The organism is Yersinia alsatica (assembly GCF_902170305.1).
Classification (GTDB): domain Bacteria; phylum Pseudomonadota; class Gammaproteobacteria; order Enterobacterales; family Enterobacteriaceae; genus Yersinia; species Yersinia alsatica.
Map to the genome: position 1 here is coordinate 1 of NZ_CABHWW010000008.1, position 14,205 is coordinate 14,205.

A 14,205-nucleotide genomic window follows, 5' to 3' on the forward strand; every position below is an offset into this window, starting at 1 on the left:
TTACTATGTAGATCCATGATTTTAAATGACTATTTTTTATTTACCCTGTTACAAAATCAATTAACTCAATCAAGAATTAAGTCAGAAAATATAACTTGTATTTATGAGGGGAAATAAATACCCCACTTCAACATATAAAACATCGACTGAGGCAACTTGTGGCAAGAGAATAAAAATAGATTAATAGATATTTGTTATGGCACTCTGACTTACGATAAAAAACAACTTAATTATGACTGTGGAAATCATGAAAATTACAGGTGCAAAAATAGACAACCAAACCCTCGTCATAATAACAAAGGAATATATAACATTGATTTAATTAATCATGAATGATATGAATTAAATTTCATATTTTCCACAAGAGTATTAATATGGTTATTTTGAATAACTTTCCCATCTTGCTCGTAAATTATTTTTTGTTGTCTATTTTTTATAATTTCTTATTATTTATTCTCTTCTGGTGCATTACATTTTTATTGTGCATCTGCTAATATTCCAATTCATTTCTAGCGAATAAAACGGTGCTGACCATGAAGTTTGTCTCTTTTAATATCAATGGCCTACGTGCTCGACCTCATCAACTGGCGGCCATCATTGAACAACATCAGCCTGATGTTATCGGACTTCAGGAAACGAAAGTGCATGATGATATGTTCCCGCTTGAGGAGGTCAGTCAGCATGGTTATCACGTCTTTTATCATGGGCAAAAAGGTCATTACGGTGTAGCACTGCTAACCAAGCAAGAACCTTTAGCTGTTCGTCGCGGTTTTCCAACTGATGAAGAAGATGCCCAGCGCCGTATTATCATGGCTGATATCGCAACGCCACAAGGGACTTTAACTGTTATTAATGGCTATTTCCCACAAGGAGAGAGTCGCGACCACCCAACAAAATTCCCGGCTAAAGAGCGTTTTTATGCTGACTTACAGCAGTATCTGGAACAACAACTTTCTGCTGATTCTCAGGTTCTGATTATAGGGGATTTAAATATCAGCCCAACGGATCTGGATATTGGGATAGGTGAAGATAGCCGCAAGCGTTGGTTGCGTACTGGCAAGTGTTCATTCCTGCCGGAAGAACGTGCGTGGCTGGATCGTTTGCAAAGTTGGGGTCTGGTTGACACTTTCCGTGCAGCCAATCCTGATTGTAACGATCAGTTTTCGTGGTTTGATTACCGCTCACGCGGTTTTGATGAAAATAGAGGCCTGCGCATAGATTTATTGCTGGCAAGTCAGCCATTGGCTGCGCGTTGTATTGCCACTGGCATCGACTATGAAATCCGTGGGATGGAAAAACCGTCAGATCACGCGCCGGTATGGTCTGAGTTCGCGCTCTGATTTTTATGCTCTCACTCTAATCATTATGGGAACAGCCAAACCACTTATTTTGAGCGGCGTAGTTCCCATAATTCTGGATATATCGGCTCTATTTAAATATAGGGCGATTTTTCAATGGAATATAGTAACCACTGTTATTGGGTAAATAGAAATGATTGATGTCGTCGCGGCAATTATTGAACAAAATGGCAAAATTTTATTGGCGCAGCGAGACTCACACCGCGATCAGGCTGGATTATGGGAGTTCCCGGGCGGGAAAATTGAAACCGGTGAAACTCAACCACAGGCTTTGATACGTGAACTAGCCGAAGAGTTGAATATTAAGGCAACAATTGCAGAATATATTGCGACCAATCAATGGGATTCGCCAAAACATACTATCCGGCTACATGCCTGGCATATAGAAAGTTTTAGTGGTGAGTTTGTTCTGCATTGCCACTCAGCACTGATTTGGTTAGCACCAGAGGATGCTTACAACTACCCTCTGGCGCCCGCCGATATTCCACTGCTCGATGCTTTTATTGCCCAAAAGCGCTAAATCACTATTTGGTTAATCTTTTCCAGATCAGTGGATTAGTCCCTATGACACTGGAATCACGCACACATTGCAGAACTTCCCCCTCGACCCGCAGTACAGCCCCTTCCGAGTAGTTCTGATTTTGATAAACACAACAACGTGTGCACGGATTATTGTTAGAATTGCGGTTTGCCGCATTATTCCATACCTCTGGTGGCAAAGGGACGACCACATCGACATTATTTCGGTTCGCCATAGCCGCACCGGAAATTAGCGTGGCAAAACCAATCACGCCCAACAGTACCCGTGTTCTCATGACTTATTCTCCTTGGCTTTAGACGGTGTTTTCTTGCGCTTCTTTGTCGCACCAGAGGGGGCTGCTGGCAACCCACGGAAAACCTGAGGTGAACGATTCTGTTTTGCCTGACTAATAAGATCCTGCAAAGTTGCCACCAGCGGCTGCATAAAATCCTGATAGCGACAATTTTTTTCGCTAATTTGGGTCAGTGTCGATTCCCAGTGCGCCGTCATATCGGGTCGCGCCGCGATATCAGGTAATGCATGAATCAGTGCTCTTCCTGCTGGGCTGGCATGAATATAACGACCTTTTTTAAACAAAAAAGTCCGTTTAAACAGCAACTCAATAATACCTGCGCGCGTCGCCTCGGTACCCAGCCCATCAGTGGCGCGTAAAACTTTCTTCAGCTCTTTATCTTGCACAAAGCGCGCGATCCCCGTCATGGCAGATAATAAACTGGCATCCGTGAATGGCCGTGGTGGTTGAGTTTGGCGCTCAACGACTTCACCCCGTTCACACAATAATTCGGCCCCTTTCTCCACCACCGGCAATGGCGCGCCTTCGTTTTCTTCATCACGCTCTTTACTGCCCAGCAAAGTCCGCCAACCGGCTTCGGCCAGAAAACGGGCTTTAGCAATAAACTTTCCGCCGGCGATATCCAATTCAATGACACATTTACGAAACTGGGCATCAGGGCAGAACTGCATCAGATATTGTTGCGCCACTAATCGATAAACCTTGCCCTCATCCGTGGTTAGATTCACCTTACTGGCTCGTGCGGTAGGGATGATGGCATGGTGCGCATCCACTTTTTTGTCATCCCAACAACGGTTACGCCGGTCGCTGTCCATCACCTCAAGCGGCAACAGGTCGGCTTGGTGGATACTAATAGCATTGAGCACGGAATGACGCCCGGCAAAATGCTCTTCTGGTAGATATCGGCAATCTGAACGCGGATACGTAATCAATTTGTGCGTTTCATATAAACGCTGGCAAATATCCAATACTTGCTGGGCACTTAAGCCAAATCGCTTTGCCGCTTCAATCTGCAATGTTGACAGAGAAAATGGCAAGGGGGCGATTTCTGATTCCCGTTTATCATTATAGGACGTGACAATGGCGGGCTGACCGGTGATACGGTTAACCACATGCTCGGCCAGCGGGCGATGCAACAAGCGCCCTTCTTCATCCTGATAAGATTCACATGAATCACTGGGCTGCCAGAGTGCTATAAAACGCTCTTCCGCCGGAGTGACAATATGGGCTTTAACTTCAAAAAAATCTTTGGAGACGAAATCTTCAATCTCTTCATCGCGACGAACCACCAGCCCCAAAACGGGTGTCTGCACTCGCCCAACAGACAAAACACCGTCATAGCCCGCATTGCGGCCAAGAATGGTATAAGCCCGAGTCATATTGATGCCATAGAGCCAATCCGCTCTGGCCCTTGCCAAGGCGGAAACACAAAGCGGGATAAACTCACGGTTATAGCGCAAACGCTCGACTGCGCGCTCTACCGCCTGTGGGTTTAAGTCATTAATCAAACAACGACGTACATTCTGCCGTTTCTCTGCGGCTAAATCGAGGTAGTCCAGCACCTCGTCAACCAGAAGTTGTCCTTCACGGTCAGGGTCACCCGCATGCACCACTTCATCAGCTTGCTGTAACAACTGTTTGATAACATTCAGTTGTTTACTAACAGAAGGCCGAGGCTGCAATCGCCACTTTTCAGGAATAATCGGCAAATCCGCTAATGACCAGCGCGCATAACGGCTATCGTAAGCATCGGGCTGAGCTTGTTCCAGCAAGTGGCCCACACACCAGGTCACCATTTGATCACTACCACAGGCAATGAATCCATCACCCCGACGATGCGGCTTCGGCAAAATATCGGCAATAGCCCGCGCCAAACTGGGTTTTTCGGCAATAAAAAGTCGCATCATTCACCGCATAAATGCATCAAAGGAAAGGTCATTCGGTTATCTCAATCAATGCCCGGCGATTATCTAGCGCAGTTAGCTCGCCAATGGCACTGAGCGTCATCCCATGTTGAGCAGCAACTTCTTGGACTTGCGCTTCAGCCTCTGGCAGTACCGCCAGCAGCAAACCGCCAGAGGTCTGCGGATCACAGAGTAGGTTTTTCTGTAGCTCAGACATCTTGCCAATCAGATGACCATAGCTATCAAAGTTTCGTCCGGTGCCGCCCGGTACACAGCCAGCTGCAATATACTCTTCAACAGCCGGTAAACGTGGAATAGCCGAAAAATGCAGTGTCGCCTGCACCCCTGAACCCTGACAAATTTCACTTAAATGCCCCAACAGGCCGAACCCGGTCACATCTGTCATGGCGGTAACACCCGGAATATGTGCAAAATCAGCCCCTGATTTATTCAACTGGCACATGGTTTCGGTAGCAACACCCTGATGTTCCGGGCGTAATTTACTTTTCTTCTCTGCCGTGGTCAGAATACCAATCCCCAGCGGTTTGGTCAGGAACAACTTGCAACCGGCTTGTGCCGCGCTGTTCTTTTTCACCTGTTCAGTGCTGACAATGCCGGTAACCGCCAAACCAAAAATCGGTTCCGGCGCATCGATAGAGTGCCCGCCGGCCAGCGAAATACCGGCTTGCTGACACACATAGCGCCCGCCTTCAATAACTTGCTGAGCGACTTCTGGCGCCAACTTATCAATTGGCCACCCCAGAATGGCAATCGCCATAATAGGTTTACCGCCCATGGCATAAATATCACTAATCGCATTTGTGGCAGCAATGCGGCCAAAATCAAAGGGATCATCAACAATGGGCATGAAGAAGTCGGTAGTACTGATAATGCCGACACCGCTGCCAATATCATAAACAGCGGCGTCATCACGGGTTTCGTTACCCACCAGCAGACGGGGATCTAAGAATTTTTGTTGCTCAGAATGCAAAATTTTATCCAACACTTTGGGCGAAATTTTGCAACCGCAGCCCGCTCCGTGGCTGTATTGAGTAAGACGTATCGCTGGCGATGTCATAACACTCTCCCGTCTGAAGGTTCAATAATAAGCAATTCAATCAATACGTAAGCTATTTAGTCAGGAATGATGCATATAAGGCAAGAATCCAAGGTTGCCTATGGTAGCGCCTATAGCTTGGCTTGGTAAGTAGATAGCAGTTATCAGGCAGATAGGTTGGTCACAAAGCGGGCTAAAACGCAGCGTATTGCTGATATCCACCCGGTTTCAAGTTGCAGGTTTGTTGGCTGCACTCAATCACTCGAATAACTTGCCATCGTCCTGCAACTTGAAATCTATGGGATATAGCGTACTAGAATAATTTATAAACCTTAGAAATGACGCACAAAAGTCGAGTAATCCGGTGGTGTCACTTTGGTCGCTGATTTCAGTTGTGGTGTTCCAAGATAAAGGAAACCGACAATTTCATCTTGCTCGCGGCAGGCAAAGCCCTTGCGAACAACCGGGTGCTGAGTCCAAGAACCGGTGCGCCAGATGCCATTAAAACCTTGTGCCAAGGCCGCCATTTGCATGGCTTGTACTGCACAACCGGCAGAGACAAGCTGTTCCCAATTCGGCACTTTAGGATTTTCTGTCACATGAGCAATCACGGTAATAATCAGAGGTGCGCGGAACGGTGCTTTGGTCGCTTTCTCCAACACTACCGCATCCGAACCATCGTGTTTAACGGCATCTTGTAACAATTGGCTAAAGCGCTCCAGACCCTCATTTTGAATTAAAACAAAGCGCCACGGCTGTAATGTGCCATGATCAGGTGCACGCATACCCGCATGGATAATATTGTCCAACGCCTCGCCCGCAGGGGCTGGTGTGGTTAAGCGAGACGCCGAACGACGATTGAGTAATAATTCCAATGCATCCATCATTTTCTCCTGATAACGATTTTCATTTTCAGCACGGTAGCATAAGTTGTCGTTTTGTTACCAGTGTTGACCTATTAGCTAGGTTTTTCGGTGATTTAAAGCTGACTTTTGTTCGTCAGGTCATTAGGATAACGATACTTGCCCGGTTTTGTTGGAGATAACATGCGCACTTTGTGGCGAATTATTGCTGGCTTTTTCAAGTGGACCTGGCGTCTGCTGAATTTTGCCAGAGAGTTTATTCTTAATCTTTTTCTAATATTGCTGATTTTAGTCGGCGTTGGTATTTACCTTCAGTTCCAAAGTAAACCGGCAGAACCGGTTAAGGGCGCACTGTTAGTTAATTTAAGCGGCGTGGTGGTTGACCAGCCCGCAGTCAATAATAAGCTGCGCCAATTGGGCCGCGAGTTATTAGGGGCATCCAGCAATCGCCTACAGGAAAACTCCCTGTTTGATATTGTAGAAACTATTCGTTTGGCGAAAACCGATAACAATATTACCGGCTTGGTATTATCACTGAGTGATTTTACCGGTACTGACCAGCCGTCGCTACAATATATCGGTAAAGCCCTGCGGGAATTCCGTGATACCGGCAAGCCGATTTATGCTATTGGCGACAGTTATAACCAGACGCAATATTATCTAGCCAGTTTTGCCAACAAAATCTATCTGTCACCGCAGGGTGCAGTCGATCTGCATGGTTTTGCCAGCAATAATCTGTATTACAAATCGTTGTTGGAAAAACTCAAAGTTACCACCAATATCTTCCGCGTGGGCACCTATAAGTCTGCGGTTGAGCCGATGATTCGTGATGATATGTCCCCCGCAGCGCGTGAGGCTGACAGCCGTTGGATTGGTGGACTGTGGCAAAACTATTTGACTGCGGTTTCCGCTAATCGGCAGTTAACGCCAGAGCAATTGTTCCCAGGTGCGGCAGGGGTTATCAGTGGATTACAAGCGGCTGACGGCTCCCCTGCGCAATATGCTCTTAATAGCAAACTGGTCGATCAATTGGCTTCTCGTCCAGAGGTAGAAACCGAGCTGGTTAAAACCTTTGGCTGGGACAAAAAGAATAATGATTTCAATTACGTCAGTATTTATGACTACCAGCCAACGCCAGCCCCACAGCAGGGAGAGCAAATAGCGGTGCTCTTTGCTAACGGCGCGATTATGGATGGCCCACAAACGCCTGGAAATGTCGGCGGTGATGCACTGGCGGCGCAAATTCGCCAAGCGCGGTTGGACCCGAAAATTAAAGCGGTTATCCTGCGGGTAAACAGCCCAGGGGGCAGTGTCAGTGCCTCTGAGTTAATTCGTTCTGAGTTAGCGGCATTGCGCGCAGCCAATAAGCCATTGGTAGTGTCAATGGGTGGCATGGCGGCCTCGGGTGGCTACTGGATCTCGACTCCAGCCAACTATATTATCGCCAACCCAAGTACATTGACCGGCTCAATTGGTATCTTCGGTGTGATTAATACATTCCAAAACTCGCTGGAGAGTATTGGGGTTCATACCGATGGTGTTGCCACCTCGCCACTGGCGAATGTGTCGATGACCAAAGATTTGCCGCCTGAATTCTCCCAGATGATGCAAATCAATATCGAAAACGGCTATAAGACCTTTATCGATCTGGTGGCCACCTCACGGCACAAAACACCGGAGCAAGTCGATCAAATTGCGCAAGGCCACGTGTGGATTGGTATGGATGCCAAAAATAATGGTTTGGTAGACCAGCTCGGTGACTTCGATGATGCCGTTAAGAAAGTAGCTGAACTGGCAAAACTGAAAACCTGGCAGCTGAATTGGTTTGTTGATGAACCAAGCCTCAGCGATTTGATTTTTGGCCAAATGAGCGCGTCAGTACAGGCGATTTTGCCTGCCGCAATTCAGGCATGGTTACCTGCGCCAATCTCTGCCATGGCACAGGCCGTCAAAGATCAACCTAGTTTGCTCAACACCCTCAATGACCCGCAGAATCGCTATGCGTTATGTCTTACTTGTGGTGATGTGCGCTAGTTAATGCATTAAATTGTAGATAAATACTCCGCCCGGCACCTGCTGGGCTTTTTTTCCTCGCCAGTCACCCTATAATTCACCCATCTTATTCAGTTCGACTTTTCAGGCATATTGCTCATGCAGAAGAAATCTATTTATGTCGCCTATACTGGCGGGACTATTGGTATGCAGCGCTCGGATCACGGATACATCCCGGTTTCAGGCCACCTGCAACGCCAACTGGCGCTGATGCCTGAGTTTCATCGCCCCGAAATGCCTGATTTTACTATCCATGAATATGCTCCATTAATTGACTCCTCAGATATGACACCTGAGGATTGGCAGCATATCGCCAATGATATTCAGCAGAATTACGATTTATACGACGGTTTTGTTATTCTGCACGGCACCGACACCATGGCATTTACCGCGTCGGCCCTCTCCTTCATGCTGGAAAACTTAGCTAAGCCGGTGATTGTCACGGGCTCCCAAATCCCTCTGGCCGAGCTGCGATCTGACGGGCAAACCAACTTGCTGAATGCCCTGTATCTGGCAGCTAATCATCCCGTCAATGAAGTCAGTTTGTTCTTTAACAACAAACTGTTCCGCGGCAATCGCACCACCAAAGCTCATGCCGATGGTTTTGATGCTTTTGCTTCGCCCAATCTCTCGGTATTGCTTGAAGCGGGTATCCATATTCGTCGTATGGCCTCAGTGGAGTCACCTATCAATAATGGCCCATTGATTGTGCATAGCATCACACCGCAGCCCATTGGCGTGGTGACTATTTATCCTGGCATATCCGGTGCGGTAGTGCGTAATTTCCTCCTACAGCCGGTAAAAGCTCTTATTCTGCGATCTTATGGCGTGGGGAATGCACCACAGAAAGCTGAGTTATTAGACGAGTTAAAAAATGCCAGCGAGCGCGGTATTGTGGTGGTGAATCTGACGCAATGTATTTCTGGCAGAGTGAACATGGAAGGATATGCAACCGGTAATGCACTGGCGCATGCAGGAGTTATCAGTGGTTTTGATATGACCGTTGAAGCCGCCCTGACAAAACTGCATTATCTGTTGAGTCAATCTCTATCCCCTGAAGATATCCGCCGGTTAATGCAACAGAACCTGCGCGGTGAATTAACTGACACTAACTGATCTGGCGGAGTTTTCATGAACGCGGCACTGCTTTTAATTGATTTGCAAAATGACTTTTGTCCGGGTGGTGCTTTGGCGGTTGGTGAAGGTGACCGGGTGATTGCGGTGGCGAATGAGGCTATTAATGCCTGTTTGGCACAAAAGATACCGGTCATTGCTAGCCAGGATTGGCACCCTGCCGAACATCGGAGTTTTGCTATTAACTCCAATGCGGAGCCAGGGACGGTCGGTGAGTTAGAGGGATTAACACAAGTCTGGTGGCCAGTACATTGTGTGCAAGATAAACCCGGCGCGGCGCTGCATCCCCTGTTGAACCAAACGGCTATTACCGCGATTTTCCGTAAAGGCCAAGATCCGGATATCGACAGTTACAGTGCATTCTTCGACAATGGCCGGCGGGCAAAAACGCCACTGGATGATTGGTTGCAGCAGCACGGAATCAAAAGTTTGTTTATTATGGGGCTGGCAACTGATTACTGCGTGAAATACACCGTTTTGGATGCATTAGCCCTGGGCTATCAAACCACCGTCATCAGTGACGGTTGTCGTGGGGTAAACCTGCAACCACAAGATAGCCAACAGGCTTTTGATGCTATGCGCGATGCGGGGGCCAGCATACAGACCTTGGCGCACTTTCTTGCTGACTGAAGCGAACAACAGCTCATTAAGATTAATACTCAACGGAGCCATTATTAGCACCGTTGAGTCTTTCACTCCGGCTTCAGCTTCACCAAGGTCGGTTGGCTGAATTGCTGCTTCAGCTCTTGCTTGGATTTCATCACTATCTGGCCATCAGTACCAATGCTCATATGTTGGGCATCAGTGTTATGGCGTGCTTGCCATAGCATAACCATTTGCAGGCTATTTTCTTTCTGCTCTGGCGTGAGTGCCACGCCGTCTGGCCATTTGCCTAACTCAACGGCTTGAACCAAACGTTGATAGATTTCCGGCGTCATCACTGAAATCAGGTCTTCAAGCTCCATCAGAGCATCCTCAGGTAAATGAATAACAAGCTGAATCGATTTTTCTTGTGTCAACTAATGATCTCAGACCGCACTACCCGGCGGTCTGTTCGCCATTTTGGTCATCAACAAAATTCAGTGATGCAGAATTCACGCAGTAGCGCTCTCCGGTTGGCTGTGGGCCATCAGGAAATACATGTCCCAAATGGGCATCACAATTGCCACAGCGAATCTCGACACGATGCATATTATGAGAATAATCATCAATATAGCGAATTGAGTTAGCATCAAGAGGTTGATAGAAACTCGGCCAACCACAGCCCGAATCAAACTTGGATTCTGAGACGAAAAGCGGCTGATGGCAGCACAAGCATTGGTACACACCGTCGCGTTTGTTATGCAGTAATTTGCCGCTAAACGGCGCTTCCGTCCCCCGCTGTTGGGTGACATGACGCTGAATATCGGACAGTTTCTCAATATTTTCTGTAGGGTTCAGTTCTTTAGCCATTTGTGCGGTTCTCTGGCAGGGAATAAAGTCAACGAAAACAACGTCTAATAATAACAAAAAATTAACAACAAAGCAGTTAAAATTGTCCTAAACTGTATGCCATCGAAGCGGCAACAGTATAAATGTGATAAAAATCGCAAATATTACTGATTCTCACTTTAAACTGAATAATTCGCCCCAATATAAAAATGAGGCTAATCGTATCAGGAAACGCGCGATTAATGTTCGATCTACCTCCCCTGGTTTGATTTGTAGCAATAATTGACACGATTCCGCTTGACGCTCGGTAAGGTTTTTGTAATTTTACAACCAACCTTTTATTCACTAACAAATAGCTGGTGGAATATATGACTATCAAAGTAGGTATCAACGGTTTTGGCCGTATCGGTCGCATTGTTTTCCGTGCTGCTCAGGAACGTTCTGACATCGAAATCGTTGCAATCAACGACCTGTTGGACGCTGACTACATGGCGTACATGCTGAAATACGACTCTACCCATGGTCGTTTCGACGGTACAGTAGAAGTAAAAGACGGCCATCTGGTTGTTAACGGTAAAACCATCCGTGTTACCGCAGAGAGAGATCCGGCTAACCTGAAGTGGAACGAAGTTAACGTTGACGTTGTTGCTGAAGCAACTGGCCTGTTCCTGACCGACGAAACTGCACGTAAGCACATCGCTGCTGGCGCGAAGAAAGTGGTTCTGACTGGTCCTTCTAAAGACGACACCCCTATGTTCGTTATGGGCGTTAACCACAAGTCTTATGCTGGCCAAGAAATCGTTTCTAACGCTTCTTGCACCACTAACTGCTTGGCTCCACTGGCTAAAGTTATCAACGACAAGTTCGGTATCGTTGAAGCGCTGATGACCACTGTGCATGCAACTACCGCAACTCAGAAAACTGTTGATGGCCCGTCTCACAAAGACTGGCGCGGCGGCCGCGGCGCATCCCAGAACATCATCCCTTCTTCTACCGGTGCTGCTAAAGCAGTTGGTAAAGTTATCCCAGAACTGAACGGCAAACTGACTGGTATGGCGTTCCGCGTTCCTACCCCTAACGTTTCTGTTGTTGACCTGACTGCACGTCTGGAAAAACCAGCTTCTTACAAAGAAATCTGTGCTGCCATCAAAGCAGCTTCAGAAGGCGAGCTGAAAGGCGTTCTGGGCTACACCGAAGACGACGTTGTTTCTACCGACTTCAACGGCGAAAAACTGACTTCAGTATTCGATGCTAAAGCAGGTATCGCGCTGAATGACAACTTTGTGAAACTGGTTTCTTGGTACGATAACGAAACTGGCTACTCAAACAAAGTTCTGGATCTGATCTCTCACATCTCCAAATAATGGATTGATGTAGATTTCTGCCAAAAGCCACCCTCGGGTGGCTTTTTTATTGTCTAAAAACAGCGGTATGAGTGCATCAGCTTATTAAGCTTCGACAATAAGTTGCGCAATATCAATGATTCACTACTACTCTACCCTAGGTTTGCTGCAAGATCTGACGGCTGTGATATTATCGAAAATCTGAAGTTCAATGGATCTCAAGCTCCTATTCTCATAAGGCCAAACGAATGAACGAGAAAGTATTCACCCTACCTGTTGTTGAACAAATTTCGCCTTACATCAGCCAACGCCAGTTAGATGAACTGCCAGTCGTGGTTGTTTCCCATCCGAAAGTTCGCGCCGCAGTGAGCCTGCAAGGTGCCCATTTACTGGCATTCCAGCCAAGTGGTGAGCAACCGATCATCTGGTTGAGCAATAACACTCCCTTTAAAGATGGCGTCGCTATTCGTGGTGGTGTGCCTATCTGCTGGCCTTGGTTTGGTCCATCCGCACAACCTTCCCATGGCTTTGCTCGTTTGCTGCCATGGACTCTCAGCGCACACGATGAGAATGAGAATGGGGTTATCCTGACCTTCACTCTTGAAGACAGCGATGCATCACGTAAATTCTGGCCACATGCCTTCACTTTGATTGCCCGCTTCAAGCTGGGTGATGAATGTGAAATGGAATTAGAATCACACGGTGATTACGAAGCGGTTGCAGCTTTACATACCTACTTCCAGATTGGCGATATAAACCAAATTAAAATCAGTGGTCTGGGTGAAAAATACCTGGATAAAGTGCTGAAAATTACTGATGCCACCCAACAAGGTGACTTAGTGTTTAATGGTCAAACTGACCGAATCTATACGCAGCCAGAAGCTTATAGCCTGATCAAAGATGCCGCGCTGAAGCGCACCATTGAAGTGCATCATCATCATCAAAGTGATGTTGTTGCCTGGAACCCAGGGGCTGAGCTATCAAGCAGCATGGTTGATATGCCAAATGATGGCTACAAAACCATGGTTTGCGTGGAAACTGCTCGCGTGAATAAGCCGTTGGTCGCAACACCAGACTCCCCTGCGCGTCTGGCCATGACCATCCGTAGCCGTAAAAATTCCTGATAGGGATATAAAGCGTCAGATACAACAATGGGGCTTTATGCCCCATTTTTTATGGTATCGATTTTCTCTGCGCTAAATTAGCGGAAAGTATAAGTCACACCGGTCCACAATAAGCCGCTGTAAGATGCATCTACCATTGGGCTGTTTTTTACATCATTCGCCAAACGAATATAACGGCCGGTAAAGAAAGCATTCCAGTTTGGATTAATGTTGTAGTTAACCGACAACTCCAGATACGGTGCCCAACTGTCATTTGGGCTGTATTCTGCTAAACCACTACGCGCCGATTCACTGCGGCTGACACCATAGTAGTAATCATTCTGATCATCACTATTCCAGCTCACACCCACACCCGGCGTCAGTGTCCAGCTATCTACACTAAAGCGATAGAGATAGGCCAGATCGCCGATAAAGCCGCCGCTGTTATCCAGCACATCGCCAGAGAACATGGCACGCAACGTCCCCCAATCCTCAATATGAGAATATGACATTCCTGCCATCATGGTACTGCGGCGTTTATCCAACTGCTTCATCTGCTGGTCATCACTGTCGCCCGGCGTAAAGTGCAGCGGCAAATAGTAAGCATCAATAGACAAGCGATTAGTATCATCTTTCCACAGGTAATAACCGGCCGCCAAAGTTCGGAAGTAGAAATTATCACTTTCATAAGAAACGATAGGCACAGGATAGACACGGTCATTCTTACCGCGGTAAGGGTCTGGACTGACTAAAGCGGATGCCCCCAGAGACCAAGTTCCTGCCATCGCTGTTGGCATACAAACAGCGGTAGCAACAGCCAATGCTGCCAGCGTTTTTACTTGCTTCGTTTTTATGTAATGTTTTTTCACGGATTAAATCCCATTGGTAACAAAATCATGAGTTAACGTAGTGTAAATCAATTGCTTGTCCGTGGCGAAATCTTTACACATGCCAGTCTGATATCAATAGTTTCTGTACAACTTATCGCCGATAAACCACAAACTGACAACCTAAAAATTTACGTAGATTTGATTACAATAAAATAACAATATATTCAAATGGATAATCCTGATTGATCATATATAAAACACTGAGAATGAAATAAAAAATAGATTTAATTACCAAAT

14 protein-coding genes are annotated in these 14,205 nt (G+C 46.8%); 7 read left to right on the forward strand and 7 right to left on the reverse strand.

Annotation, left to right across the window (positions count from 1 at the left end; translation table 11 throughout):
• The first annotated feature begins 533 nt into the window (after positions 1-533).
• Entirely contained in the window at positions 534-1,340 is an 807-nt protein-coding gene (xthA, locus tag FTA96_RS03685; RefSeq protein ID WP_145573198.1) for an exodeoxyribonuclease III, read from the forward strand.
• Between the two features lie 151 nt (positions 1,341-1,491).
• On the forward strand, positions 1,492-1,878 hold the full coding sequence (locus FTA96_RS03690; RefSeq protein ID WP_050318225.1) for a pyrimidine (deoxy)nucleoside triphosphate diphosphatase: 387 nt from the start codon (positions 1,492-1,494) through the stop codon (positions 1,876-1,878).
• A 4-nt stretch (positions 1,879-1,882) separates the two neighbouring features.
• Here FTA96_RS03690 and FTA96_RS03695 read toward each other — a convergent pair whose 3' ends face one another.
• From FTA96_RS03695 to FTA96_RS03710, 4 genes are all read right to left on the reverse strand, one after another.
• Positions 1,883-2,173, reverse strand: a complete 291-nt coding sequence (locus FTA96_RS03695; RefSeq protein ID WP_050122177.1) for a DUF1496 domain-containing protein — start codon at positions 2,171-2,173, stop codon at positions 1,883-1,885.
• Positions 2,170-4,095 (reverse strand): DNA topoisomerase III, encoded by a 1,926-nt coding sequence (locus FTA96_RS03700; protein WP_050107209.1) that lies wholly within the window; start codon positions 4,093-4,095, stop codon positions 2,170-2,172. Before FTA96_RS03700 ends, FTA96_RS03695 begins: the two co-directional genes overlap by 4 nt.
• A gap of 31 nt (positions 4,096-4,126) precedes the next feature.
• Entirely contained in the window at positions 4,127-5,173 is a 1,047-nt protein-coding gene (gene selD / locus FTA96_RS03705; protein ID WP_050146477.1) for a selenide, water dikinase SelD, read from the reverse strand.
• A gap of 311 nt (positions 5,174-5,484) precedes the next feature.
• Positions 5,485-6,036: an NAD(P)H nitroreductase gene (locus FTA96_RS03710; protein ID WP_050107211.1), complete on the reverse strand. Its 552-nt coding sequence runs from the start codon at positions 6,034-6,036 to the stop codon at positions 5,485-5,487.
• Positions 6,037-6,198: 162 nt separating this feature from the next.
• On the opposite strand from FTA96_RS03710, the gene sppA reads away from it, so the two are divergent.
• The 3 genes from sppA (at position 6,199) to pncA (ending at position 9,831) form a co-directional block, all read left to right on the forward strand.
• A complete protein-coding gene (sppA, locus tag FTA96_RS03715; RefSeq protein ID WP_050107212.1) occupies positions 6,199-8,049 on the forward strand; it encodes a signal peptide peptidase SppA in 1,851 nt (616 codons plus the stop codon).
• Between the two features lie 117 nt (positions 8,050-8,166).
• Entirely contained in the window at positions 8,167-9,183 is a 1,017-nt protein-coding gene (gene ansA, locus FTA96_RS03720; protein ID WP_050122171.1) for an asparaginase, read from the forward strand.
• Between the two features lie 15 nt (positions 9,184-9,198).
• Positions 9,199-9,831: a bifunctional nicotinamidase/pyrazinamidase gene (gene pncA / locus FTA96_RS03725; protein WP_145573200.1), complete on the forward strand. Its 633-nt coding sequence runs from the start codon at positions 9,199-9,201 to the stop codon at positions 9,829-9,831.
• Positions 9,832-9,893: 62 nt separating this feature from the next.
• Here the strand turns inward: pncA and FTA96_RS03730 are convergent, their stop codons facing one another.
• Both FTA96_RS03730 and msrB read right to left on the reverse strand, forming a co-directional pair.
• On the reverse strand, positions 9,894-10,166 hold the full coding sequence (locus FTA96_RS03730; protein ID WP_050107215.1) for a YeaC family protein: 273 nt from the start codon (positions 10,164-10,166) through the stop codon (positions 9,894-9,896).
• A gap of 73 nt (positions 10,167-10,239) precedes the next feature.
• Complete coding sequence (gene msrB, locus FTA96_RS03735; protein WP_050107216.1) at positions 10,240-10,653, reverse strand: peptide-methionine (R)-S-oxide reductase MsrB; 414 nt, start codon at positions 10,651-10,653, stop codon at positions 10,240-10,242.
• Positions 10,654-11,000: 347 nt separating this feature from the next.
• On the opposite strand from msrB, the gene gapA reads away from it, so the two are divergent.
• On the forward strand, positions 11,001-11,996 hold the full coding sequence (gene gapA / locus FTA96_RS03740) for a glyceraldehyde-3-phosphate dehydrogenase (RefSeq protein WP_004875218.1): 996 nt from the start codon (positions 11,001-11,003) through the stop codon (positions 11,994-11,996).
• Between the two features lie 227 nt (positions 11,997-12,223).
• On the forward strand, positions 12,224-13,099 hold the full coding sequence (locus tag FTA96_RS03745) for a D-hexose-6-phosphate mutarotase (protein ID WP_050107217.1): 876 nt from the start codon (positions 12,224-12,226) through the stop codon (positions 13,097-13,099).
• 77 nt (positions 13,100-13,176) lie between these two features.
• Here FTA96_RS03745 and FTA96_RS03750 read toward each other — a convergent pair whose 3' ends face one another.
• Complete coding sequence (locus tag FTA96_RS03750; protein ID WP_145573202.1) at positions 13,177-13,947, reverse strand: MipA/OmpV family protein; 771 nt, start codon at positions 13,945-13,947, stop codon at positions 13,177-13,179.
• Positions 13,948-14,205: the final 258 nt, after the last annotated feature.